Source organism: Alteromonas gilva (assembly GCF_028595265.1).
GTDB classification, from domain to species: domain Bacteria; phylum Pseudomonadota; class Gammaproteobacteria; order Enterobacterales; family Alteromonadaceae; genus Alteromonas; species Alteromonas gilva.
In genome coordinates, this window is the sequence record NZ_JAQQXP010000002.1 from 139,861 (window position 1) to 163,770 (window position 23,910).

The 23,910-nt window shown below is 50.8% G+C and carries 21 protein-coding genes; 16 read left to right on the forward strand and 5 right to left on the reverse strand.

The window, feature by feature from the left end; all coding sequences use genetic code 11:
- Positions 1 to 222 precede the first annotated feature (222 nt).
- The 4 genes from OIK42_RS14305 (at position 223) to OIK42_RS14320 (ending at position 4,912) form a co-directional block, all read left to right on the forward strand.
- Positions 223 to 1,833 (forward strand): 5-guanidino-2-oxopentanoate decarboxylase, encoded by a 1,611-nt coding sequence (locus tag OIK42_RS14305; RefSeq protein ID WP_273641709.1) that lies wholly within the window; start codon positions 223 to 225, stop codon positions 1,831 to 1,833.
- 12 nt (positions 1,834 to 1,845) lie between these two features.
- Positions 1,846 to 3,222 (forward strand): YjiH family protein, encoded by a 1,377-nt coding sequence (locus tag OIK42_RS14310; protein ID WP_273641710.1) that lies wholly within the window; start codon positions 1,846 to 1,848, stop codon positions 3,220 to 3,222.
- 169 nt (positions 3,223 to 3,391) lie between these two features.
- Entirely contained in the window at positions 3,392 to 4,531 is a 1,140-nt protein-coding gene (locus OIK42_RS14315) for an aromatic ring-hydroxylating oxygenase subunit alpha (protein WP_273641711.1), read from the forward strand.
- Between the two features lie 60 nt (positions 4,532 to 4,591).
- Positions 4,592 to 4,912 carry a 2Fe-2S iron-sulfur cluster-binding protein gene (locus OIK42_RS14320; RefSeq protein WP_273641712.1) on the forward strand — a complete coding sequence of 107 codons (321 nt, stop codon included), beginning with the start codon at positions 4,592 to 4,594 and terminating at the stop codon, positions 4,910 to 4,912.
- Positions 4,913 to 4,979: 67 nt separating this feature from the next.
- Here OIK42_RS14320 and OIK42_RS14325 read toward each other — a convergent pair whose 3' ends face one another.
- From OIK42_RS14325 to OIK42_RS14335, 3 genes are all read right to left on the reverse strand, one after another.
- A complete protein-coding gene (locus OIK42_RS14325; protein ID WP_273641713.1) occupies positions 4,980 to 6,401 on the reverse strand; it encodes an aldehyde dehydrogenase family protein in 1,422 nt (473 codons plus the stop codon).
- A 77-nt stretch (positions 6,402 to 6,478) separates the two neighbouring features.
- Positions 6,479 to 7,711 (reverse strand): Zn-dependent hydrolase, encoded by a 1,233-nt coding sequence (locus tag OIK42_RS14330; RefSeq protein WP_273641714.1) that lies wholly within the window; start codon positions 7,709 to 7,711, stop codon positions 6,479 to 6,481.
- Between the two features lie 11 nt (positions 7,712 to 7,722).
- Positions 7,723 to 8,634 (reverse strand): dimethylarginine dimethylaminohydrolase family protein, encoded by a 912-nt coding sequence (locus tag OIK42_RS14335; RefSeq protein ID WP_273641715.1) that lies wholly within the window; start codon positions 8,632 to 8,634, stop codon positions 7,723 to 7,725.
- A gap of 92 nt (positions 8,635 to 8,726) precedes the next feature.
- Between OIK42_RS14335 and OIK42_RS14340 the strand changes: the two genes are divergently transcribed.
- Complete coding sequence (locus tag OIK42_RS14340) at positions 8,727 to 9,680, forward strand: LysR substrate-binding domain-containing protein (protein WP_273641717.1); 954 nt, start codon at positions 8,727 to 8,729, stop codon at positions 9,678 to 9,680.
- 126 nt (positions 9,681 to 9,806) lie between these two features.
- Entirely contained in the window at positions 9,807 to 10,706 is a 900-nt protein-coding gene (locus tag OIK42_RS14345; protein ID WP_273641718.1) for a lactate/malate family dehydrogenase, read from the forward strand.
- A gap of 116 nt (positions 10,707 to 10,822) precedes the next feature.
- Here the strand turns inward: OIK42_RS14345 and OIK42_RS14350 are convergent, their stop codons facing one another.
- Positions 10,823 to 11,578, reverse strand: coding sequence for a class II aldolase/adducin family protein (locus tag OIK42_RS14350; protein WP_273641719.1), 756 nt, complete (start codon positions 11,576 to 11,578; stop codon positions 10,823 to 10,825).
- A gap of 217 nt (positions 11,579 to 11,795) precedes the next feature.
- On the opposite strand from OIK42_RS14350, the gene OIK42_RS14355 reads away from it, so the two are divergent.
- The 7 genes from OIK42_RS14355 to OIK42_RS14385 all read left to right on the forward strand — a co-directional run bounded on the left by OIK42_RS14355 (position 11,796) and on the right by OIK42_RS14385 (position 20,840).
- Complete coding sequence (locus OIK42_RS14355; RefSeq protein WP_273641720.1) at positions 11,796 to 12,338, forward strand: DUF1285 domain-containing protein; 543 nt, start codon at positions 11,796 to 11,798, stop codon at positions 12,336 to 12,338.
- 287 nt (positions 12,339 to 12,625) lie between these two features.
- Positions 12,626 to 14,014, forward strand: coding sequence for an FGGY-family carbohydrate kinase (locus OIK42_RS14360; protein WP_273641721.1), 1,389 nt, complete (start codon positions 12,626 to 12,628; stop codon positions 14,012 to 14,014).
- A gap of 123 nt (positions 14,015 to 14,137) precedes the next feature.
- A complete protein-coding gene (locus OIK42_RS14365; protein ID WP_273641722.1) occupies positions 14,138 to 14,923 on the forward strand; it encodes a DeoR/GlpR family DNA-binding transcription regulator in 786 nt (261 codons plus the stop codon).
- 305 nt (positions 14,924 to 15,228) lie between these two features.
- Positions 15,229 to 17,421: a bifunctional rhamnulose-1-phosphate aldolase/short-chain dehydrogenase gene (locus OIK42_RS14370; protein WP_273641723.1), complete on the forward strand. Its 2,193-nt coding sequence runs from the start codon at positions 15,229 to 15,231 to the stop codon at positions 17,419 to 17,421.
- A gap of 9 nt (positions 17,422 to 17,430) precedes the next feature.
- Complete coding sequence (rhaI, locus tag OIK42_RS14375) at positions 17,431 to 18,726, forward strand: L-rhamnose catabolism isomerase (protein ID WP_273641724.1); 1,296 nt, start codon at positions 17,431 to 17,433, stop codon at positions 18,724 to 18,726.
- Positions 18,727 to 18,992: 266 nt separating this feature from the next.
- Entirely contained in the window at positions 18,993 to 20,138 is a 1,146-nt protein-coding gene (locus OIK42_RS14380) for an alpha-hydroxy acid oxidase (protein ID WP_273641725.1), read from the forward strand.
- A gap of 153 nt (positions 20,139 to 20,291) precedes the next feature.
- On the forward strand, positions 20,292 to 20,840 hold the full coding sequence (locus OIK42_RS14385; protein ID WP_273641726.1) for a recombinase family protein: 549 nt from the start codon (positions 20,292 to 20,294) through the stop codon (positions 20,838 to 20,840).
- 7 nt (positions 20,841 to 20,847) lie between these two features.
- Here OIK42_RS14385 and OIK42_RS14390 read toward each other — a convergent pair whose 3' ends face one another.
- A complete protein-coding gene (locus tag OIK42_RS14390) occupies positions 20,848 to 21,210 on the reverse strand; it encodes a DUF4870 domain-containing protein (protein WP_273641728.1) in 363 nt (120 codons plus the stop codon).
- 265 nt (positions 21,211 to 21,475) lie between these two features.
- Here OIK42_RS14390 and OIK42_RS14395 point away from each other — a divergent pair, with 265 nt between their 5' ends.
- From OIK42_RS14395 to OIK42_RS14405, 3 genes are all read left to right on the forward strand, one after another.
- The gene (locus OIK42_RS14395) at positions 21,476 to 22,585 is read left to right on the forward strand and encodes a hypothetical protein (protein ID WP_273641729.1); all 1,110 of its coding nucleotides are present in this window, start codon (positions 21,476 to 21,478) and stop codon (positions 22,583 to 22,585) included.
- Positions 22,586 to 22,625: 40 nt separating this feature from the next.
- Positions 22,626 to 23,081, forward strand: coding sequence for an Lrp/AsnC family transcriptional regulator (locus tag OIK42_RS14400; protein WP_273641730.1), 456 nt, complete (start codon positions 22,626 to 22,628; stop codon positions 23,079 to 23,081).
- A 161-nt stretch (positions 23,082 to 23,242) separates the two neighbouring features.
- On the forward strand, positions 23,243 to 23,863 hold the full coding sequence (locus OIK42_RS14405; protein WP_273641731.1) for a YitT family protein: 621 nt from the start codon (positions 23,243 to 23,245) through the stop codon (positions 23,861 to 23,863).
- Positions 23,864 to 23,910: the final 47 nt, after the last annotated feature.

Below are 23,910 nucleotides of genomic sequence, written 5' to 3' on the forward strand. Positions count from 1 at the left end.
AGAATTCGGTTTCTGTGTGAGTGTTTAACTACGCGTCGTCGCCTCCGGGCACCGAAACTGTTCAGCCGGCTGCATCTACTTGGTGCAATAGCTTCGCCAGCGTTTAAAAAATCCCCAGCATGTTCGTGTTGGTCAGTACAAAGGTGCGACGTAAATGAAACCTGTCGCAGACAACTAATTCGGGGCGTAATGCGCACCCACAGGGAGACATAAGATAATACAATGACAACGACAAAAACCTGTGGACAAGCTCTGGTAGAGCTTTTAAAAAATTACGGTGTCGACACTATTTTTGGTATTCCTGGTGTTCATACCATTGAGCTGTATCGTGGTTTGGAGAACGCCAATCTTAAACATGTAACCCCGCGTCACGAGCAGGGCGCGGGCTTTATGGCTGATGGTTTTGCCCGTGTAACAGGGAAGCCGGGGGTGTGCTTTATTATTACCGGCCCCGGCATGACCAATATTGTTACCGCCATGGGTCAGGCACTGCAAGACTCTGTGCCGATGTTGGTGATTTCATCGGTTAACCGCACGCACCAGTTAGGTATGGGGGAGGGGCGTTTACATGAATTGCCGCACCAACAAGGTCTAACCTCGCAGGTGTGCCGGTTTAGTCATACATTGTTAAGCCCTGATAACCTGCCAAAGGTCATGGCGCAGGCCTTTTCGGTGTTTAGCAGCCAGCGTCCGGGACCTGTGCATATTGAGATCCCTCTGGATGTATTAGCTCAGGATGCCAGTCATCTTGATGTCAGCGCCTGGCCACTGCCGGCGCCACCGGGACCAAACCCAGCCGCAATTACCGACGCTGTTGCTTTGCTCAGCACAGCGCAGCGTCCGTTAATGATATTAGGCGGCGGTGCCCGGCATGCAGGCGCGGCAGCCCAATCCCTGGCAGAGCGCTTAAATATGCCGGTTGTTAATACCTGTAATGCCAAGGGCGTAATGGCTAAAAATCACCCGCTTTGGGTGGGGAGCACGCCCTCGCACCCGGCAATCCGTAACGCCATTGAACAGCAGGCCGATGTGGTCATTGCCGTGGGCACTGAATTAGCCGAAACCGATTACGACTTCTTCTTTTTAGGTGACGTGGCCATGCAGGGGAAGGTCATTCGCGTCGATATCGACCCGGCTCAATTACTGCGTAATCATCGCGCGGATGTGGCGGTGTATGCCGATGCCACGTTGGCCCTTGAGGCCATCTGTGAGCAACTGCCCGAAGCGCTAACCCAGGCGGGTAATAACCGTGTCAGTGCGTTGCGTGAAGCGGTGACCGATCTTAAAAAAGCACAGTACACGGCGTTTTTCGAGGTGATCGATGAGGTGCTTGGCGAGTGCGTTATTGTGGGCGACTCCACCCAACCCGCCTACTATGCCCAGGCCTATTATGAAACCGCTGCACCGGGACGTTATTTTCACTCGACCACCGGCTACGGCACCTTAGGCTATGCGTTTCCGGCCGCTATTGGTGCAGCTATTGGGGCCGGTGAACTGCCGGTGATTGGTCTTACCGGTGATGGCGGCGGGCAGTTCTCACTGAACGAAATTATCACCGCTGTAGAAAATCAGGTGCCGGTGATTTACGTGGTGTGGAATAACACCGGCCACGGTGAAATTCGCCGTTTTATGGACGATGCCAGCGTCGCGCGGGAAGGCGTGAATATAGCGCCACCTCAATATACAGCGTTGGCCGAATCGATGGGCTGCAAGGCATACCAGGCCGATACCCTTGAGCAATTTTCCAGCGCGCTCAAAGCAGCCCGGCTGGCGGGTACCACGGCATTAATAAATGTCAGTGAGAGCGGCCTTAATGCCGGTTATGCGTTTTAAGGAGACAAACTCATGAGTAATAACGAACAGGCTCTCAAAATGCAAAGCGCTTCTAGCACCACGATGACATGGGTTAAATTACTCGGTTGTTCTTTATTTGGAATTTTATTTTTTCTTACGCCGATGTATATCGACGGCGCCTGGACCATTGCTCTGGGGATCCTTACCGGCCAGATTAGTGACTGGCTGGGCGAAAACATGGGCGTATTTACCACCAGTTGCTTTGTTCTGGCTGCGGTGGTGTCAGTCATTTACAACGTGTCGCCCAGGCATATGGCAATGAAGCTACCCATGGCCGACCGGTTGATTGCCTCGCACTGGTTGTGGGTAGTGGTCAATGTGAGTGCCGCGGTTATGGCCTGTATGACATTGTTTCAAATTGGCCCGCAATGGCTGATCTCCGCGCAGACCGGTGTAACGGCCTATATCGACGTCGCCGGTGCCATATTTTTGCTGGTGGGATTGGGCTGTTTGCTGTTGCCCTTTTTAACCGACTACGGCCTGCTGGAATTTGTTGGCACCATGTTGCAGCGCCCGTTTCAGAAACTATTTAACTTACCGGGCAGGGCGTCTATAGATACCGTTGCCTCGTGGGTAGGCTCATCGAGTATTGCGGTGGTGCTGACGAACGCACAGTATGAGAAAGGCTATTACAGTGGCCGCGAATCGTCGGTTATTGCCACCAACTTCTCTGTGGTGTCGGTGCCCTTTGTATTACTGACTGCTAACGTGGCAGGGCTGGGTGATTACTTTTTACAGCTGTACGGCAGTATGTTTGTTATCTGCACTTTGTGCGCGGTGATCACGCCGCGACTGCCACCGCTTTGTTGGGTCAAAAACGACTATTATCCGCCCAATGGCAAAACCCTCAATGAAGACGTCGACCACGGTGAATCCCGCCTTAAGATGGCCATGAGTCGCGCCTATGCAGTGGCCGAAAAGTCGCCGGCGCCAAAGGTGTCGTTGCAGCGCGGCTGGCACTCAATGATGGACATTTATTTGATGATGATGCCAGCAGCAATGACCATTGAGCTGTTTACACTGGCTATCTACTACCATTCATCGCTGTTTCAAACCCTGACTTACCCCCTCAGTGTATTGCTGGAACTGATGCAAATACCTGAGGCCCGGGCCGCCGCACCGGGGTTAATTCTGGGCTTGTTTGATCAGTTTGTACCCACCATTATTGCCAGCGAGCTGACATCGCTCAAAACCAAGTTCGTACTGGCCGGGCTGTCGGTTACTCAGTTAATCTTTTTTGCCGAAAGTGCCATTTTGATTATGCGTTCATCCATTCCGTTATCGGTGCGCCACCTTGTGGCTATTTTTGCCATCAGAACCTGTATAGCGCTGCCGCTGCTGACCCTGATTGCGCATCTGCTATTTTAACGCCACGGCGCGCAAATTTGTGGCCGGGAGCGATGTTCCCGGCGCTGTGCACCGCCCTTAAACACCACCTGTGTGCGTAAAACATAACATTCTGCGTATACCCGCCGGGTGCTGATTATGATTTGATGAACACATGCAAAATAATAAATGAAACAACAGGCAAGTGATAATGACCAGTACAATCCAGTTAACTAACATTCAAAGCGAAACGGTGTCAAAGCGAGGTCTGCCAGGCTTTGTATTTGCCGACAATGACATTTATCAACAAGAGCAGGATAAGATATTCGCCCGCGGCTGGGCGAGTATTGGCTGTGCCCAGCAGCTTAAAAAGCCCGGTGATATTCTACCGGTCACCATTGCCGGAGTATCCTTGATTGCCGTGCGTAATAAAAACGGTGAAGTCGGCGTATTCCATAATGTGTGCCGTCACAAAGCGGCGCCGCTGGTAGATGCCCCCTGTAACAAACGTACCCTGGTGTGTCCGTATCACAAGTGGTCGTTCAAACTGGATGGCGAACTGATGGGTGCGCCGCGATACTACGGTCGTGACAATACTCCCATCTCGGCCCAGGATAAGGCCGATAAAGGGCTTATCCCAGTACGCTTTGCTATCTGGTGGGATATTATCTTTGTGAATGTGTCAGGTGACGCCCAGCCCTTCGAGGACTTTATTAAGCCCCTGGATGAATTGCTGAGTGGCTATCCGCAGCATGATATTCAAATGATCAGTGCGACCGACTACCGGGGTGACGTCAACTGGAAGCTGGCGGTAGATAACTTTCTTGATGGCTACCATGTACCGTTTGTGCATTCTCAGGCGTGTACCGTTGAGTCGGTGTTGGAGCAGGAAGATCTCTTTCTGTCGGAAGACATTGTTGGCCTGCGTTTAGCCAATGGTGCCAGCGATAAGCCCGCTAAAACCGCGAAGCAACTGCCGCATTTTGCCGGGTTACCTGCCGAGCGTCAGGGCACGCAGCAGTGGTTTGGTATTTTCCCCAACACGCTGTTTTTTGTCGATCCTTGCTGGGTGCAAACCATCGTGGTGAAACCCACTGGCGTGACCAGCACCGCAGAAACACTGTCTGTTTACGTGACCAGCGAAGACGCAGCCAGCGATGAGTATACTGAGGAGCAGGCGCGACTTAGCGATGTGCTTAACGAAGTAAATCAGCAGGATATCGAACTGCTCGACAAGCTGCAGCATACCAGAACCTCAAAAGTGGCCGATCAGGGCAATCTGGTGCAAGCCTGGGATCAGGTCAATATGTCGTTTCATCAAATGTGGCTGCGTAAAATGCAGTGCCAATAGCCTGTTGTATCGAGCCTTTTAACCTGTATTGTCGCCCCCATGGGCGAGTTGGAGAACATTATGCCTAATATTACCTTTATACTGCCGGACGAGAGCATCAAAGTAGTGGATGCCATAGACGGTGATTCTATTATGCAAACAGCCGTGGACAATGACATTGAGGAAATCACCGCCGATTGCGGCGGCAGTTGCTCCTGTGCCACCTGTCATTGCATTATCGATGATGCCTGGATTGGTAAAGTCGGCACTGCCGATGAAGCCGAGATCGCGGTGATGGAAAGCGCTATTGAGATGACACCAAACAGTCGACTGTCTTGTCAGATTAAGGTGACCGATGCACTTGAGGGGCTGATTGTGCATGTACCGGAAAGTGAGTGGTAGTCAGTGGTTAGGGTGCGCAGACAACTATTCGCTGCACACCCCCCTGGTTGTTTTATTCAGCACTGTGTCAGATGATCAGTGCTTTGGTTTCGGTATATTCGTGCAAACCTGTTAGCCCCCATTCCCGGCCATTCCCCGACTGTTTGTAACCGCCGAAGGGCGCATCGGTATTAAACAGCGCGCCTTGTATATAACACTGACCCGCGCGAATACGTCGGGCAATCTGTTTGGCTTCGTCGGCATCTTTAGCAAACACGCCGGAGGATAAGCCATATGGCGTGTCGTTGGCGATGGTGATGGCCTCCTCCAGAGTGTCGTAAGGCATAATGCATAACACCGGCCCAAAGATTTCTTCGCGGGCAATGGTCATTGTGTTAGTGACCGCGGAAAAGATGGTCGGTGCCACATAGGCGCCGTCGCTAAGCGCCGCATCAAGTGGCTCGTTGCCACACACAAGCCTGGCTCCTTCGTTTATGCCCAATTCAATATACTGTTGAACCCGGGATTGCTGGGCATGGGAGCTGAGCGGGCCCATCATGGTGTCAGGGTGGCGTGGGTTACCGGGTTGCCATTCGGCGGCGACTTCAGCGGCAATGCGCTCGGCTGCTTCGAGCTGCCCGGCAGGCACCAGCATACGGGTGAGCGCACAACAGGTTTGCCCGGCGTTAATCATGACATCTTCTACACCATAACGAACTGCTGCTGCCAGATCGGCACCAGGGGCAATAATATACGGGGATTTACCGCCCAGCTCCTGACACACTCGTTTTACGCCGGGCGCGGCAGCCTGAGCCACCTTTATACCCGCAACGGTGGAGCCGGTAAACGACACCATATCAACGTCTTTGTGGCTACACAGGTACTCGCCAATATCAGCACCTACAGCGGTAAGTACGTTAACTACGCCTGCCGGTACGCCGGCGTTATGAATGATATCGGCAAGGATCAGATCCTGCACCGGTGTTTGTTCGGCGGGTTTTAATATCACGGTACACCCCGCCGCCAGAGCAGGGCCTAACTTACCCACCAGTTGTGATAGCGGGTAATTCCATGGGTTTATCAATACACAAACGCCCACCGGCTCTTTAACGGTAATGTAGTTGTCAAAGGTCTCGCTGTCATCCATGTGCCCCGCCAGTTCAGCGAAACTGCGAAATGCATCAATGCTACCCTGTACCTGTAGCTCGTCGGCCAGAGCAATGGGGCAACCCATTGAACCAATAACGGCGTCGATGAGTTCGTCTTTTCGGGCTTCCATGCCATCAGCAATGGCATGAATAAGGCCGGCCCGGTATGCCGCTGTGGTTGCTGACCAACTGGCAAAGGCCTCTTTGGCAGCGTGTAAGGCAGCATCAATGTCGTGATGGTCAGCACTGGGGACGGTGGCAAAGAGTTCGCCATTTGCCGGATTAACAACGCGTATTTGGCGGTCAGAATTGGGCGCTGTCCACTGCCCGTTGATGTAGAGGTGCTGATAGGCGGTCGTCATGGTTATTTGTCCTTTCACGTTCGCCAAGCTCCAGGCTCAGCGTTTAATTAATAGTGCGGCGCTGTAAACGGCTTTATTTACCCATTTGCCATGGCAAGTACAGCGCCAAGTAGCACATTACAGCCTGCTTCAATATCTTCCGGCGTTGCGTTCTCGGCTTCATTATGACTAATGCCCTTTTCGCAGGGGATAAATATCATGGAAGTCGGCACCACCCGCGAGGTATACACCGAGTCATGGCCCGCACCGGAGAACATTTCTTCGTAGTCATAACCATAGTGCTCTGTGGCGGCGCGCACCGCATCTACGCAGTCGCTGTTAAATGCTACTGCCGGCGAATGCCACTCATCTTTAATTGAGTAGGACAGGCCGAACTTTTCGCAGCTGCGTTTGGTTATCGCGCGAAACTTTGCATCCATTTCGGCCAGTATTTGCTGGTCCGGGTGACGTAAATCTACCGCCAGTGTGAGGCGAGCGGGCACGGTATTCCGCGAGCCCGGCTCGGCTTTGATATCACCAAAGGTGGCCCGGGCTAAGGGCGCATAGCTGGCAGCCAGCTCATAAAGTTCACTGACTATTGCACATTGTGCCATAAAAGGATCGCGGCGTTGCTCCATGGGCGTTGGACCGGCATGCACAGGCTGGCCATCAATGATGAGATCGTACCAGCGCATTCCCTGCACCCCCTTAACCACCCCAATGGGTTTTTGCTTCGCTTCTAATATCGGGCCTTGCTCTATATGCAACTCAAACGCAGCTTTAACCGCAAATGGCTGACATGGTTCGGTGCCGGCAAAACCGGTTTGTTGCAGGGCTTCACCAATACTCACGCCTTGTTTGTCGGTGCGGCTAAGGCCATAGGCTAAGTCAAACTCACCGCTCCACACACCTGAGCCAATCATGGCGGGTGAAAAGCGCGCACCTTCTTCGTTGGTCCATACTGCCACTTCGATGGGATGCAAAGTAGTAATGCCTGCATCATTGAGGGTACGCAGTACTTCCAGACCGGCCAGTACGCCGTACACGCCATCAAATTTGCCGCCAGTGGGCTGTGTATCGAGGTGACTGCCCATCAGTACCGGGGGGAGAGTGTCATCGCTGCCAGCCTGGTGTAAAAACAGGTTGCCCATTTGATCAACCCGCAAGCGACAACCTATATCTTCACACCAGCCAATAAATAACTCTCGACCGGCTTTATCCAGCTCTGTCAGCGCCTGGCGGTTACAGCCGCCCTTTTCGGTGCCGCCGATGGCGGCCATTTCCATGAGCGTTGACCACAGACGCTGTTTGTTGATTGCTAATGCTGTCATCCGTTGCACTCCTATGCGTCTTTTCTGCTCAGTGGCTGACACATGCAGTGCACGCCGCCACCACCGGAGGTAAACATCGACATATCAGGGCTAAACACTTCCAGACCATGGGCTTTGGCTTTGTCGACTAATTCGGTGCTGCTGCTCGGTACCAGTACCCGGTCGTTACCCAAAGCGACTACATTAACACCTAACTCCAGCACCGAACGATAGGACAAATCGATAATGGTGATGCCGCGTGCGTCAAACCAGTCGAGCAGCTCCTGTTCGACAGCCTGTTTACATACTGCAGCAAGTTTATCTGACAGCATGGCGACCTTAACGTCAAGATGCAAAAAATAGGGGTCGAATTCGTAAGCTCTAAATTCCCAGCCTTCTTTTTCGACCCAACCTCGCATTTGCTCCAGGCCTTCTTTGCTGGTGCGCTCGCCGGTGTAACCGCAGAGAATAACGCCGGGCTCTAACACCATAAAATCGCCGCCCTCAAATGTCCCGGCGGTGATCACATCGTATAATGGAATATCATGTTGCTGGTAAAACTTGACCACTTCGAGCCATTCACCGCGCCGCCAGGGGCTGTACATTTGCGTGACGACTGGCCCCCAGGGAGTCATCACCGATGAGTCACGGGCATAAATTTGATAGGGTAATGCCTGGTCGGCTTTAAGAAAGTGTGTATTCACTCCGCAATGCTGATAGATATCGATCATTTCCTGATACTGCTGCTGCGCCACGCTTTTATCGAATCGACGACCCAACCGCATGGACCGGCGCGACATGGCGTTACCGCTTTGCCAGCTGTAATGGTCCATCGGACCAATGAGAACATCCTGCAGTACGCCGTATTCAGAATTCATCCCCCAGTGTGGCATTCTCTGTGTTTTACCGTTTGGGTTACGGCGCCGGAAAAAATCAGTAGTCATCAGTAATTGCTCCAATAGGATTGATGTTTGTACCAGTTTATGGTGTTAATTAGCACATTCAAGTAACGAATTAATACCACCTTGGTAACTTTATGAGACCAGAAAGAACGCCCTATTTAGATTTAAGGCAAATACCACTCACGGCATTGAAAGCCTTTGAGGCTGCCGGACGGCATAGCCATATACGCCGCGCGGCGCAAGAACTGCACGTGTCGCACTCAGCGCTGAGTCGTCATATTCGTCAGTTAGAAGCGCGCTTAGGCGTAAATCTGTTTCATCGCGAAAGTAACGGTGTGCAATTAACCCCGGCTGGCCGGCGTTTACTGGTCTCGGTGCAGAGCGCTTTTATGGAAATTAACCGCGGCTTGCACTACATGAATCCGGACCAGATTGCCGGTGAATTAATTATTGCCTGTACGGCGACGATTTCAATGAACTGGCTACTGCCGTTGCTCACGCTGGTGCAACAACAATATCCGGAAATTACCTTGCGGGTAAAAACCGTTGAACCGCTGCAGGAAAACCTGTCGCAGGAATTTGATATTGCCCTTACTTTGGGTGCACCAACCGATAAGAGTCGGGTAGTGCGCAAGCTGTACGATGAATATTATGTTCCGGTGTGCAGCCCTAAGCTGGTAAACGGGCAACGCCTGACGTCGCCCTCAGCGTTACTGGCCCATCCCCTGTTGCACGACCGTTTAAACCAGTGGAGTCAGTGGTGTGCGTCGCATGGGCTCGATGCATCGCTGGCCAGGCAGCATACGTATTTTGATTATGCCTATCAGGCGATTGAAGCCGCGCGACTGGGCATGGGACTGGCACTGGCAGACATCATTGAAGTGCGTGATGATATTCAACAGGGCCGTTTAATGCAGATCATCGAAACCGGCCATCAGATTGGCGAGTCTGTGTATCTGGTTACCGAGCCAAAGGAGCGCATGAATCAACGCACATTGCTGGTGTTAAAAACCATCATCAGCAGTCTGGAAAAGGCTGGCGCCAGGCTGGACCGTTCGGTCTATGAGGCGATCACCGATGAAGCGTAGTGGTATTGCCAGTTAATCTGCCAACAGGGTATTCCAAAAGCGCATGCCGCTATTCAAAAACACTGATAGCGCCGGTTGTCTGGTCTACTTACACTGACGCAAAAACATCCATACAAGTAGGGCATTATGACAAGGCATGTTGCAATTGTTGGTTGCGGGAACGTTGGGGGGGCACTGGCGCATTCACTCATTAATAAAGGCATTGTGAATGAACTGACGCTAATCGATAGCGACCTTAACAAGGTCACCAGCCATGCCACGGACTTACGGGACGCGTTGGTAGCCCTGGACGAACACGTGACGATAAGGGTTAACGATACGGCTGCCATGCTAAGCGCCGATGTTATTGTGGTTGCGTTAGGTCCGCGCACCATTAGCACGCTGGACCGACTCGCAGAGTACGCCAGCAACAAAGCCAGTATTATTGAGTTGGCACACACGCTTCACGCGGCCGATTACGATGGTATTGTGCTCAATATCACCAATCCCTGTGATGTGATTACGCAGGTTTTGCAGCAGGAATCGGGCTTACCTGCCAGCCGTGTGTTTGGTACCGGCACCGCGCTGGACACCTTGCGTTTAAAAAGAGTATTGAGTGAATTGTTAGGCGTGAGCCCTGCCGATGTTGCGGGCTATGTTGCCGGCGAACACGGTGATTCGCAGTTTATAGTGTGGTCTTCACTGCGTGTGGCAGGTCAGGCGGTGGAAAACAGCCTGTCCGATGAGTTGAAAGCGCAGTTGGAAAAACAGGTCGCAGACCTTGGCAGCGACATCTATGCCGGTAAGCAATGCACCGAGTTTGGTATTGCCGCGATAGCGACAAACATTTGCACCGCCATTCTCACCGACAGCCGGCGCGTATTTTCGGTGTCTGTCTATGACCGCGAGGCAGGTTGCTACATCAGTCATCCAAGTCAGGTTGGTAGCTTTGGTTTAGGTAAGCGTTTCACACTGCATCTGAATGCCAGCGAACAACGCAAATTTAGGCACTCGGCCGACATTATTGGTCAGCACGCGGTATTGTAATGATTGCTACTAAGAGCATTCATGGTGAACCAAAAGGTGGTTAACCTGCCTTTTTGTTCTTCGTTAGACCCGCCTGTGCGGGTCTTTTTTTGTCTGGTGTAACGGCTATCGAGCGGTTAATGCTGGTAGGAGGGGTCGATACGATCCAGTTTACGGCGCATCGCCTGCCAAATCAGCGCGATACTTTGCGCCTGATAATCAGGATTGGCGGCCTGTTGCGCAACATGTTCGGCAGTCTCGTCAGAGGGAATTAACAATTCGCCACCGGTTTTCAAAGTCTCTATTTGTATTTCGCAGGCCTTATTGAGGTAATACATGCGGTAAAACGCTTCAGCAACGCTGCGTCCTACGGTAAGTAAACCATGGTTGCGCAGGATCATACTATGGTGACTTCCCAGGGCATCGACAATAGCGCTGCGTTCATCACATTCCAGCGGAATGCCCTGGTAGTCGTAATAGGCTATGCGGTTAAAAAACTCCATGCTGGTTTGATTAAGTGGCAGTAAACCCATCGTCAGACCGGCAACTGCCATACCGGCCATAGTATGGGTGTGCATGACGCAATGCGCATCCTCGCGCGCCATGTGCACGGCACTGTGGATGGTAAAACCGGCCGGATTGACCAACGCCTGACCCTGGCCGGCATGATTACCCTGCACATCAACTTCAACCAGGCTGGAGGCGCAAATCTCCTCTGGCAGTAAGCCATAGCGGTTAAGTAAAAAACGGTTGTCGCTATGGGGGCAGCGAGCTGAAATGTGGGTAAAGATAGTGTCACCCCAGCCCTCAAGATCAAGTAAGCGGTAGGCCGCAGCCAGGTCGACGCGTAAGTTGTGTTCGTCATCGGTATTAGTGCTGCTTAGGCCAGCCATACTAAGTTCCTTACTGAATTGTCATTAAGCAGAAGTGATCAGACGGTAAAGCAGTCTGCTTATTCTACCAAATTATTTATTGTAAGAGCGGCATACCAAAAACGCATAGCTGGGGGAGCCTTGTTGAGTTCGGCCGCAAAAAAACTCGCAATAGCCTGTCATTGGGCTGCAAAATTTGCTTATATGATTGCGACCTCACTTACCGGGCGCCATGACCATGGATCTTAAAACACTATCGTCACAAATCGAAAATTTCGACGCGGCACCGCCTTTTGACCAATGGCACCCGCCATTTTGTGGCGATATTGACATGACCATTAAAGCCGATGGCAGCTGGTGGTACATGGGGAGCCCCATAGGACGGGAAAAGCTTGTTAAACTGTTCGCCAACGTGTTACTCAGGGACGGCGATGATTATTATTTAAAAACCCCTGCCGAACTGGTCCGAATTCAGGTTGAAGATGCTCCATATGTCATTACTCAATGGCAACAGCATCACACTGATAACGGCGACGTAATAGAAGTAAGCACAAACTTAGGGCATAAGGTGCTGCTTGGTGAAACCCACCCGTTAAGCTTTGATGACAGCAACCCGGAAAATCCGCGTCTGTATGTGGATATACACCGCGGCCTGAAGGCGCTGGTGCATCGCAATGTGTATTATCAGTGGATAGCTCTGGGTCAACAACAGGTTATTGATGATCAAACCCACCTTATGCTGTTCAGCGGTGGTGCGGCATTTAGTCTCGGGCAGTGCTAGCAGATAGCCGATATGGCATGTTAAACCATGCTTCACAGCGCAGGCCTGTTAACCGCCGGCAATAACCTTATTCAACATTCCCCCAAGCAGGCGCGCATAATACGCCTTGGATCAACTATCACTATTAACGGCTGGTTAACATTATGATTTTTTGTGATTGGTATTGATTGAATGTGATTGCTGGTGTATTTTGTTGGAATCGTGTTAATGAATGGTGGTGATAATTACTGCCGCAAAAAATGGCCAGTCAGCTTTTGCTGGTCTTAGTTAGCTGTTGGAGTTTCGCAATGTTGCAAGCTGTTCTCGATATTGGCAAGACGCATATTAAACTGTTGGTGATCGAAAATGGCCAGCCTGCTGCAAGTTTTAGCAGTAAAAATGCGCCGCTCATGGGGATGTACCCCCAGGCTGATGTGGACGGTATTTGGCGATGGTTAACTGAGACGTTAAAGTCTTACAGTCGAACCGCCGAGATAAGCGCAATCGTTGTTACCACCCATGGTGCTACGGCGGCGCTGATTGACAATAGTGTCGGTGATCGCGACCAAGCGCTGGCGTTAGCGGTACTCGATTATGAGTACGATGGCATAGCGCAGTGTGAGTCAGATTACGCCGCAGTGCGCCCCGATTTTAATGAAACTCTCTCGCCCCAGCTGCCTGCCGGGCTTAATTTAGGTCGCCAGCTGTTCTGGCTGCAAGCTAAGTATCCAAAGGCGTTTTCACGGGTCACCCATATTCTTATGTATCCACAATACTGGGCCTGGCGACTGGGCGCAGAGCTGGCATCCGAAGTCACTTCTTTGGGTTGTCATACCGATCTGTGGCAACCCGCGGTTAAAGACTATTCTACGCTGGTTGAGCGTTGCGGTTGGCGAGACTTATTTCCGCCGCTTAAGAATGCCTGGGATGAGCTGGGTACGGTAAGCCAGGCAGTATCACAACAGACCAGCCTGCCGGCAGATTGTAAGATCTATACCGGCATTCATGATAGTAACGCCAGTTTACTGCGTTATCTCTTGCAGCGCTGTGCTGCGGATGAGAGCTTCACGGTAATCTCAACCGGTACGTGGACAATTGCGATGCAAGCTAATGGTGATGTCAGTCAGTTGGGGGCCCACCGCGACACGCTGGCGAATGTGGATATTTTTAAGCAGCCGGTGAGCTGTGCCCGTTTTATGGGCGGGCGAGAGTACGAAACAATATGTGCACGTCTGGGCGGTAATATCAGTATGGCCGCGCAACCTGCCGACATTCAGCAAGCAATTAATGAACGCTGGCTGGTAACGCCTGACTTCAGTAATGGTAATGGCCCCTTTGGTGGCGCTGAGCCCGTTTTGGCGTGTCCGGCGCAGCCGCCAGCACCGCAGGCGATTGCCACACTCTATTGTGCGTTGATGATCGATCAACGCCTGAATGACCTTAACGCTACCGGCCCTATTTATATTGAAGGCGCGTTTTTAAAAAATACCTTGCTGTGTGAATTGGTAGCGCAACTGCGCCCTGAGCAGACGGTGATGTTGTCACAAGATAATACCGGTACGGTGATGGGGGCTGCAGCGCTCATCGGTTTCGACAGCAATACCGCAATGGCCCTGGAGCTGCAACCGTGCCGGGCGTCAGCGTTCACTGGCCTGGATGAATATCGACAAAACTGGTACCAACGAATAAATCAATAAGCAATCAGTTTCAATTATGAAACATTCACAAGCAATCACAAATCTACGTTTTTGATTGCTTGCGTGAGGATAGGTGATTATATTAACTTCCTACAGTCTAATAATGATTATAAAGGAAGCACTATGCTGGAAAAGCAGCGACACCAGCTTATTTTGGATATTCTTGACGAAACGACCTTTGTTAGCGTCAGAGATCTGTGTACCCAGCTAGATTCTTCCGAAGCGACCATTCGGCGCGATCTGAACAAACTGGCCGATGCCAATAAGTTGAAAAAGATCCGTGGTGGCGCCCAGGTGCTTGAAGACCGCTCTGTTGCCAGCTTTAAGTTATCCGGCAACGCGTTTTTGGTTGATCGGGAGCGTAATGTCGACACCAAAAGAATGATTGCAAAAGCCGCGACCGAACTGTGTGAAGATGGCGAGTCGATCATCATCAACGGCGGCTCGTCAACCTTTATGATGTCTGAATTTCTTACCGAACGGCGGATGAACATTCTTACCAATTCGTTTGTGCTGGCCCATGAGTTACTGGAAAACAGTCAAAATCAGGTCACTTTACCCGGCGGTGAAGTGTATCGTAAGCAAAGTATTATTCTGAGTTCATTCGAAAACGACACTACGCAAAACTACCGTGGCAGCAAAATGTTTATGGGCACGCCCGGGATCAGCGAGTTTGGCGTTATGGAGAGTGACCCACTGTTGATTCTGGCTGAACAAAAGCTGCGTAAGCGGGCTGACAAACTCATCGTGCTGGCCGACAGCACTAAGATTGGTGTAAAAGGAAATCTAATATTCTGCGGGCTGGACGAAGTGGATACCATCATTACCGACAGCAATGCAGCGCCGGAAGCCCTCGATAAAATTCGTCAGCGCGGCATTAATGTTGTGGTGGTAGAAGCCTGCGGTTAGTTTCCTTTGTGGCCGGCGGCAACGTCGGTACCTGCCTCGTTTTATTCAAAGTTCTGCACTTTTTTTCCTGCCAATTATCCGTGTGTTGTTAAACGGGCGATTGCACTGCCTGACTGCCGTTCAATTTTTAGTCAGTTTCCCGGTTATATTTCAGTAAGTTTCACAGATAAAACAATTGTAAAAATGTTGTTATATATTGATTGATTATGATTGACAAAGATTGGTTGAGATGTATATTGAATTTAAATGAACGGTAATTTTCAATAACCGCCAAAATCGATTACTTGAATTCACAGGACTCCGCTATGCCTTACAAACCCGATGAATATAAACACGTCAATTATTTGTGGGAAGACCACATTGCTGATGAACTCAGTCCCGTTGATAACCTCGTGTATCGCTCTAATAAGTTGGGTGAGGATCAGCGCATAACCAATACTGGTGGGGGCAATACCTCAGCCAAGCTGACAGAAAAGGATCCGCTCACCGGTGAAGAAGTGGAAGTCCTATGGGTGAAAGGCTCTGGGGGGGATTTACGCACCTCCAAACACGAAAACTTTTCGTCGCTGTATCAGGATAAACTCAATGCGCTGGATGACGTGTATCAGGCTTATTCCGATAAAGGTTACAAGTCGGCAGGCGAAGACCGCATGGTCGGCATGTTTAAGCACTGTAATTTTTGTCTGAACCCGCGAGCTTCGTCTATTGATACCCCGCTGCATTCAATGATCGATGAGAAGCACGTTGATCACCTGCACCCTAACGCGGTGATTTCGGTTGCCTCATGTAAAGATCAGGAAGCGTTAACCGAAGTGATATGGGGTGGCAAGCTCGCCTACGTGCCGTGGATGCGCCCAGGCTGGGAAGCCGCCAAACTGTGTGAAGACACCTATGCAAAGAAGCCTGATATATGGGGCATTCTGCTTGGCCAGCATGGTCATACCAACTGGTCATCAGAGAGTAAAAGCTGTTACGAAACATCACTGTGGGTAATAGAAACCGCAGCCCGTTATATTGAAGAACATGACAAGGGCGACCTGACCTTCGGCGGTCAGAAGTATGCGGCACTCAGTGAAGCAGAGCGCACCGAACTGCTCACCGGATTTTTACCGGTTGCCCGCGGTCTGGTTTCAAACAAGGTTAAATTTATTGGTACAGTACAAACCGACGACGCCACCCTGCGGTTTGTAAACAGCGTCGATGCCAAGCGTCTTGCGGCATTGGGTACGTCATGCCCGGATCATTTTTTGCGCACCAAAATTAAGCCACTGTTTGTTGATTTTGACCCGCAAAATGATGATTTGGCAACGCTTATAGAAAAATTTAAGCAGGGTCTGGAGCAATATCGCGAAGACTACACCGCTTATTATAATGCCTGTAAACGGGACGATTCACCGGCAATGCGTGATCCGAGCCCAACCGTCATTTTAATTCCGGGGGTCGGCATGATTGCCTGGGGTAAAAATAAGAGTGAGTCGCGGGTAACTGCCGAGTTTTACAATTGTGCCATTGAAGTGATGCGCGGTGCTGAAGCCATCTCTGAATATACGGCGTTGCCAGCGCAGGAAGCCTTTGATATTGAATACTGGGCACTTGAAGAAGCCAAGTTGCAACGTATGCCAGCCGAAAAAACACTGGCACGCGATGTGGTAGTGGTAATTGGTGCCGGTGATGGCATTGGTAAAGCAACGGCACACCGGGTGGCTAAAGAAGGCGCTCACGTGGTGTGCGCCGACCTTAAGCTGGAGAATGCTGAACAAACTGCTGCCGAATTGACCGCCATTTATGGTCAGGGCATTGGCGTAGCCGGCACCGGCCTTTCTGCTTGTGGACCTGCCATTGCGCTGGCGGTAGACATTACCAAACGCGACACGGTAGAGGCGATGTTTAAGCAGGTACTGCTGGCTTACGGTGGTATTGATAAAGTTGTTGTTACCGCGGGTGTATTCATCGCCGAAGGCGCTGATCTGGCTAAAAATGACGACGTGTTTGACCTAAGCTTTGGCGTTAATGTGAAAGGCGGTTATGTGGTGGCCTCGGAGGCAAATAAAATCTGGCAGCAACAGGCGCTTAAAGGTGCAATGGTGTTAACCACCAGTGTTAATGCCGCGGTATCGAAGAAGGGCTCGCTGGCTTATGACACCAGTAAAGCGGCAGCCAATCACCTGATGCGCGAGTTAGCCGTCACTCTGGCCCCCTTAGTTAACGTTAATGCGTTGGCTCCGGCGACGGTAGTGCAGGGCAGTAACATGTTTCCCCGTGACCGCGTAATTTCATCGCTTAGCAAATACAATATTGAATTTTCAGAAAGCGAATCAACCGAAACATTACGCAATAAACTGGCAGGGTTCTATGCACAGCGTACCCTGACCAAGCAACCCATTACACCGGATGACCAGGCAGAAGCTGCTTATTTATTAATATCGGGTCAACTGAGTAAAACGACAGGACAGGTTGTCAGTGTAGACGGTGGTCTGCATGAAGCCTTCTTGCGCTAGGAGTTCATTATGTTAAGAAGAATAGATTCAGCCATCATCAGCGCTGAAAACAGCAAGTTGCAAAGCGACTTAGACACTGATTATGCCGCACTGGGCGACAAACTGGCCCGTCAGGATATCGATATTGAAACCCTCACCAAAGCGGCGGGGGAGTTTCAGATTGCCGTGCCTTCATGGGGAACCGGCACCGGTGGTACCCGTTTCGCCCGATTCCCGGGTACCGGCGAGCCGCGTAACATTTACGAAAAACTCGAAGACTGCGCGGTTATCAATGAGCTCTCAGGTTGTACTGACTCGGTGTCGCCTCACTTCCCCTGGGACAAGGTTGACGACTTCAGCGAACTCAAACAGCAAGCGGACGAGTATGGTATCAAGTGGGTGTCGGTTAACTCTAACACCTTTCAGGATCAGCCCGGTCAGGCAGTTTCTTATAAATACGGCAGTTTAAGTAATACCCAGGCGGCATCCCGTGAGCTTGCCATTCAACACAACCTCGATTGCATTGAGTATGGCAAGCAACTGGGTGCAAAAAGCCTTACCGTGTGGGTAGGCGATGGCTCTAATCATCCTGGTCAGCAGCATTTTCAGCGTGCTTTTGAGCGTTACCTTGCCAGTATGGAAAAGATTTATCAGGGATTGCCTGATGACTGGGAAATGCACATTGAGCACAAAATGTTTGAGCCGGCTTTTTATTCGACCATTATTCAGGATTGGGGATCGAATATTCTGGCGGCCATGCAACTGGGGCCAAAGTGTAAGTCGCTGGTCGATCTTGGCCACCATGCGCCTAACACTAACATCGAAATGATCGTATCGCGCCTCATCCAGTTTAAAAAGCTCGGCGGCTTTCACTTTAACGACAGTAAGTACGGCGATGACGACCTTGACAGCGGTTCGTTGCACCCGTATCAGCAGTTCCTTATTTTCAACGAACTGGTGGATGCTGAGTATCGCCAGCAAAGCGAGTTTAACCCGGCCTATATGCTCGACCAGTCACACAATGTGACCGACCCGGCAGAGAGTCTGATTAACTCAGCGATTGAAGTGCAACGCTCGTATGTTAAAGCGCTGTTAGTTAACCGCGAAAAACTCTATGGCTACCAGGATGACAATGACGCGTTAATGGCATCGCTCGAGCTTAAAAACGCGTTTAATCTGGATGTCTCGCCAATTCTGGCCATGGCACGATTGCGCAAAGGGGCGGCTATCGATCCTCTTAGCGTTTACCGCAGTGTTGGTTATCGCGCCAGTATGGCTGAGGCCCGTCCACGGGATCCGAATGCCACCGGTTCAGGTATCGTATAACCACGAGACCATCTTACCGGCTCGCGTTTGTGAGCCGGTTTAGCAAAGAGTGTGCTTGATCAGCTTACTTCGTTTTTTTACCTCCCAGTTTAGAAACGAAGATAGCTGGTCATTTTTTCGCTTGGGTTTTGGCCGCTGCTGGTGTTTTTATTGTATCGTTGCAGAGCAATTATCATTAACACAGTACATAGCTGAATATCCGGGCGCACATGCCATATGCTTAACCTTTCCTGTAGTATTTCAGCCACTAATTACGGACAATCAGCATGCGATTAAGTCAGTGTTACAATTTTCATGATTTCCGCAAACTCGCTCAAAAGCGCCTGCCGGGACCGATCTTTAACTATATCGACGGCGGTGCAGACGATGAGACGACACTACGTCGTAACTCAGCAGCTTTCGACGAATGTGACCTGATCCCACGGGTGCTGACCGGGGTTAAAGAGATCGACCTGAGCGTTGAGGTCATGGGCCAAAAACTGGACTTGCCGGTTTACCTGTCACCCACTGCCTTACAGCGATTGTTCCACCACCAGGGGGAACGGGCGGTCGCCGGCGCAGCAGAAAAGTTTGGTACCATGTTCGGCGTGTCTTCGCTGGGCACGGTCAGCATGGAAGAGATTGCCAGGCAATACGATACGCCTCAGGTATATCAGTTTTATTTTCATAAGGACCGTGGCCTTAATCGTGCCATGATGGAACGGGCCAAAGAATCAAACATTGAAGTTATGATGCTGACCGTGGATTCGATCACCGGTGGTAACCGTGAACGTGACTTGCGAACCGGCTTTTCTATTCCGTTCCGGCTCAATTTAGCCGGACTGTGGCAGTTTGCCAGTAAACCCATGTGGGGAATCAACTACATCACGCACGAAAAATTCTCCTTGCCACAATTAGATGCACACATCGATATGGGCGGTGGCAGCAGCTCTATTGGCGATTACTTTACCAATATGCTCGACCCGTCCATGAACTGGCAGGACGTCGAAGAAATGGTGAAGTTCTGGGACGGCCAGTTTTGTTTAAAAGGCATAATGAGTGCCGATGATGCGAGGCGCGCCGTCGATATTGGCTGCACCGGTGTGATTATTTCTAATCATGGCGGTCGCCAGCTCGATGGTTCGCGAAGCTCCTTTGATCACCTGGCTGAAATTGTTGATGCGGTAGGTGATAAAATCGATGTGATCTTCGACAGCGGCATTCAGCGGGGGACGCATGTGCTTAAAGCACTCGCGCTGGGCGCCAAAGCGGTCGGTCTCGGCCGTTACTATTTGTATGCATTAGCGGCAGCGGGACAACCCGGCGTAGAACGGGCCATGCAGCTCCTTGTTGCCGAAATTGAACGCGACATGCGCTTAATGGGGTGCAGTAAGATAAGCGATCTCAATCGTGACCATATTCGCTTTAGATAGCCCCATTATAAAGGTCTCTGCGGCATAGCGTATGCCGCAGGGTTATAGAGCTTGCTTGAGCGCGGGTTGACCTGAAATTAGCGATTACTGCTTGTATTAAGTGCCGTATTCACTATCATTTTATGTAGTGTTTGAATCTATGCAGAGTCTTTCGTGACCACCTACTTATACGTTGGCAGCAGCACCGACAGGCAGGACATTGGTGAACAGGCACAGGCCCTCGTCAACAAGTATCCTTACGACATTGTCGTGCGTGAACCCAACGCTGATCCCGGCGAAAAGCCCAAGCTGAATCGATTGTTAAAACGCTTAAAAAGTGGCGACAGGCTGATTGTGCATGATATTTCCCGCCTCGGACGAAGTATTAGCGCGGCGGCAAAGATCAGCGGCCAGTTGGCTGCGCAGGGGGTCATGCTGGTGGTTGATAACCTGGAATTTGCCTGTAATCCGGCGGTGGATATTTACACCCTGATTGCCAGCGCCGCACAGATGGACAAAGACTTACTCACCGACCGTCAGGCCATCGGCATTGCTAAAGCGAAGGCCAAAGGTAAATACAAGGGCCGCAAGGCCATTTCGCCTTCAGTCGTCAAAAAAGCCAGGGCGCTCATTGCCAAAGGCATAAAGAAAAAAGACGTCGCCAGACAGCTTAATATTGGCGAGTCGACCCTTTACAAGTACCTCGCTGCCCGGCGTGACTAAGTAAAACTTAGTATTTTAAAAATTTGATGCTTAATGGATAAGCCCACAGCTGGCCGTTATTAGCTTTTACCGCGGCAATCACGGCAAACAGAAAGTTGAGTACTACCAGCACCAAAATGCCCAGCGAGCCAATAAATATTAAAAACAGTATGACGCTAACAATGGCATAAATAACAAAACTGATTATCCAGTTAACGGTGACCTTACCGTGCCGGTCAATATCGGGGTGTTGGTCTTTGTTGGCGACCCACAAGATAATGGGCATAATAAACCCCAGTCCGGGGGCGACGATGCTAGTAAGTTGACTGAGGTGAATGAGCATGCAGTATGACCTGAGTGACATTCCCCAGTATTGATCCTGTTGTTCCATGTAGCTCTCCTTGGCTGTTTTCACGAGTATATCGCTTTTTGCTGGCAGATCACACGCCGCTAAAATGAATAATCCAGCATACGGATGTCGCGCGCAATATGACATCTTTAGTACACACTGCTGGTAAGCCGAGCGAATAACGCGGGGCATCATGCTATTTATTGTCTCTGCATGACTTGTGACTATCTGTGTGTTAACTACTTAACCTGTCAGCATAATTCTGGCAGACTGGACACCAGATTATGGCTTTTTAGATGTTGGGTAAATGCAGCGACCACTGTTAAAACACATTCGCGACCATAAAGCGTTGTTTTTGGACATTTCCAGGCTGCGGGATAACGCAATAGCGCAACTGGGTTTTACTGACTATGAATTTTGGAAAACCCCAAAATTTGTCAGCGACACCGGTGAGCGATTCACTATAGAGCCGGAGCGCAGCATTATTTTGCCCGATTTTCGCACGTTTAAAGGGCTGAAGCGGGCGTTGGTTGAGGCCGTTCCCGGGCTCAGGCTGGTTGAGCAAAGCGACTGCGGCTATCGCTACCCCACAGCCGCGCTGGCTGGTTTGGATGCGCCTTTCATAAAACGTTTGCGCTCAGAGTATTTTCACCGGGTGGGTGAAGACCGCAGTATCTGCCGACCGGTAAATTTGTCGTACGGGATTAAGAGCCGGGGTAAAGCCGATAACCGGCTTGAGTACGAAGTGTGGGTACCCGACAACCAACTGGAAGCCAACCCAATGCCGTTATTGGTAGAAAAATACGGTGAAGATCTGCCCGACGACATTCGTCATTTCGCTCAGCAAAAACCGCTTATTCATGGCTGGATGGGAGTTAAGCGTGCGGCATTTGAGGCGCTTTATTATAACCCTGCGGTGATGGGCGAACTGGTGATTTGTATTGGCATGTCTGTGGATGCGTACAACATTGGTGCGCGGCCGGATTTGTCATTTTCACCGGTAGCGGAAAGTTCTATTGCGGCCAGTAATGCCGAGTTTGAATGGGAAGTCATGGGTTACTATGCCCCGGCCGGCGTACATTACGAACACGACGCACTGTGGGCGGCCATTAATCACTCACTGGAAGCCATTGGCGAGCCTGTGAGCGACATTTATGCCAACGACATTATGCCCATCATGGAAAGTAAAACGGAGCGAATTCTGAGCACGGTGCATAGTCATGGCGTGACTACTGACGAAATCAGGGATCTGGATTTGCAGCCATGGGAATTTTTACAGACTACCAGTGAGCGGCGGGTGAAGCCTCACGATCCCAGCCGTAAAGTTAACTTTTTGGGACGCTTAAACCGCTTGTTTTATCAGCCCGAACGCCAGTTGCCGTCGATAGAGTCACTACACGATCTCATTGCCGGGTGACCGTCATCAGCCGCTACAAACCGGAACAACCTGAACTATTATGCATGACATCGACGATTACGATAAGCACATCCTTAAGCTGCTGCGGGACAACGGCCGTCTTACCAATCAGGAGCTGGGCGAGTTGGTGGGCCTGTCGGCGTCGCAAATATCCCGCCGCCGTATTCAGCTTGAACAGCACAACTATATTATTGGCTACAGCGCCAGAATTTCGCCGGCGGCCCTCAATTTAGAGATCTGCTCCATACTGGAGATCACCCTCGCCGAAGCCTGGCCGGAGGCGGTGAGCGCCTTTTACGAACTGGTTAAGGCGACACCGGCGGTTTTGGACATGTATAAAACCACCGGTAATGCCGACTTTATCTTAAAGGTGGCAGTAGCCCAATTGAGTGATTTGTCTGCACTCATCAGCGACCTGGCCGCGCACAAATTTGTGGGTCATATTCGTACCGCCGTGGTACTTGAACGGCTTAAAGAAGATGGTGTTTGGTTGTAGTTTTCATTTTTAAACCTGTTTTCGCACATAGCGTGCAATAATTTATTTATATTGCATGATGTGCGTTATTTTGTGTTATATTTCTCATGTTTTAATAACTCCCTTCGAATGCTTGTGCTGGTGAGCCGATACAAGCGGGCGGAACAACAGGGCGCATAATCATGAGCGAAGCAACCATCATCGGGCCGAAACCGGTTCATCACAGCTGGATCGAAGATGTATTGGCGTTACTGACCGGTACGTTACTGGTGTCTTTTGGCGCTATTCTGCTGGGCGAAGTGGGGGCACTCACCGGCAGTACTGCAGGTATGGCTTTTTTAATTAATTACCTTACGCCGATGTCATTTGGGTTGGCGTTCTTCCTGATTAATATACCCTTTTATATACTGGCCCTGAAAAAAATGGGCGTGGTATTTACCCTCAAAACCTTTGCAACCGTGACCCTGGTTTCACTGTTTACCCACGTTCATCCGTCGTTTATTCAACTGGGCGAACTCGATCTGTTTTACGCAACCTTGTTTGGCAACTTGCTGATGGGAACGGGTTTTGTGGTGCTGTTTCGCCACGGCGCGAGTCTTGGCGGCGTGACGATTTTAGCTTTGTATGTGCAGGACAAAACCGGCTTTCGTGCCGGCTACCTGCAAATGGGCGTGGACGTGCTGGTAGTCTGTGCGGCCTTCTTTGTGGTGAGTATTCCGGCGCTGATAGCGTCGGTACTCGGGGCGGTATTGCTGAATATTCTGATTGCGTTTAACCACCGTAAAGACCGCTATTTAGCCTGACTGGCGTCGGCGTGCCCGGGTGATAACCAGGCGTGTTATGACCCGCC

Coding starts and splice junctions, on each gene's coding strand:
- OIK42_RS14405 (WP_273641731.1), top strand. CDS start 23,243: ATGAGCGAAGCAACCATCATCGGGCCGAAACCGGTTCATCACAGCTGG.
- OIK42_RS14390 (WP_273641728.1), bottom strand. CDS start 21,210: ATGGAACAACAGGATCAATACTGGGGAATGTCACTCAGGTCATACTGC.
- OIK42_RS14335 (WP_273641715.1), bottom strand. CDS start 8,634: ATGACTACTGATTTTTTCCGGCGCCGTAACCCAAACGGTAAAACACAG.
- OIK42_RS14310 (WP_273641710.1), top strand. CDS start 1,846: ATGAGTAATAACGAACAGGCTCTCAAAATGCAAAGCGCTTCTAGCACC.
- OIK42_RS14350 (WP_273641719.1), bottom strand. CDS start 11,578: ATGGCTGGCCTAAGCAGCACTAATACCGATGACGAACACAACTTACGC.
- OIK42_RS14360 (WP_273641721.1), top strand. CDS start 12,626: ATGTTGCAAGCTGTTCTCGATATTGGCAAGACGCATATTAAACTGTTG.
- OIK42_RS14365 (WP_273641722.1), top strand. CDS start 14,138: ATGCTGGAAAAGCAGCGACACCAGCTTATTTTGGATATTCTTGACGAA.
- OIK42_RS14330 (WP_273641714.1), bottom strand. CDS start 7,711: ATGACAGCATTAGCAATCAACAAACAGCGTCTGTGGTCAACGCTCATG.
- OIK42_RS14400 (WP_273641730.1), top strand. CDS start 22,626: ATGCATGACATCGACGATTACGATAAGCACATCCTTAAGCTGCTGCGG.
- OIK42_RS14315 (WP_273641711.1), top strand. CDS start 3,392: ATGACCAGTACAATCCAGTTAACTAACATTCAAAGCGAAACGGTGTCA.
- OIK42_RS14320 (WP_273641712.1), top strand. CDS start 4,592: ATGCCTAATATTACCTTTATACTGCCGGACGAGAGCATCAAAGTAGTG.
- OIK42_RS14370 (WP_273641723.1), top strand. CDS start 15,229: ATGCCTTACAAACCCGATGAATATAAACACGTCAATTATTTGTGGGAA.
- OIK42_RS14340 (WP_273641717.1), top strand. CDS start 8,727: ATGAGACCAGAAAGAACGCCCTATTTAGATTTAAGGCAAATACCACTC.
- OIK42_RS14325 (WP_273641713.1), bottom strand. CDS start 6,401: ATGACGACCGCCTATCAGCACCTCTACATCAACGGGCAGTGGACAGCG.
- OIK42_RS14395 (WP_273641729.1), top strand. CDS start 21,476: ATGCAGCGACCACTGTTAAAACACATTCGCGACCATAAAGCGTTGTTT.
- OIK42_RS14345 (WP_273641718.1), top strand. CDS start 9,807: ATGACAAGGCATGTTGCAATTGTTGGTTGCGGGAACGTTGGGGGGGCA.
- OIK42_RS14355 (WP_273641720.1), top strand. CDS start 11,796: ATGGATCTTAAAACACTATCGTCACAAATCGAAAATTTCGACGCGGCA.
- OIK42_RS14380 (WP_273641725.1), top strand. CDS start 18,993: ATGCGATTAAGTCAGTGTTACAATTTTCATGATTTCCGCAAACTCGCT.
- rhaI (WP_273641724.1), top strand. CDS start 17,431: ATGTTAAGAAGAATAGATTCAGCCATCATCAGCGCTGAAAACAGCAAG.
- OIK42_RS14305 (WP_273641709.1), top strand. CDS start 223: ATGACAACGACAAAAACCTGTGGACAAGCTCTGGTAGAGCTTTTAAAA.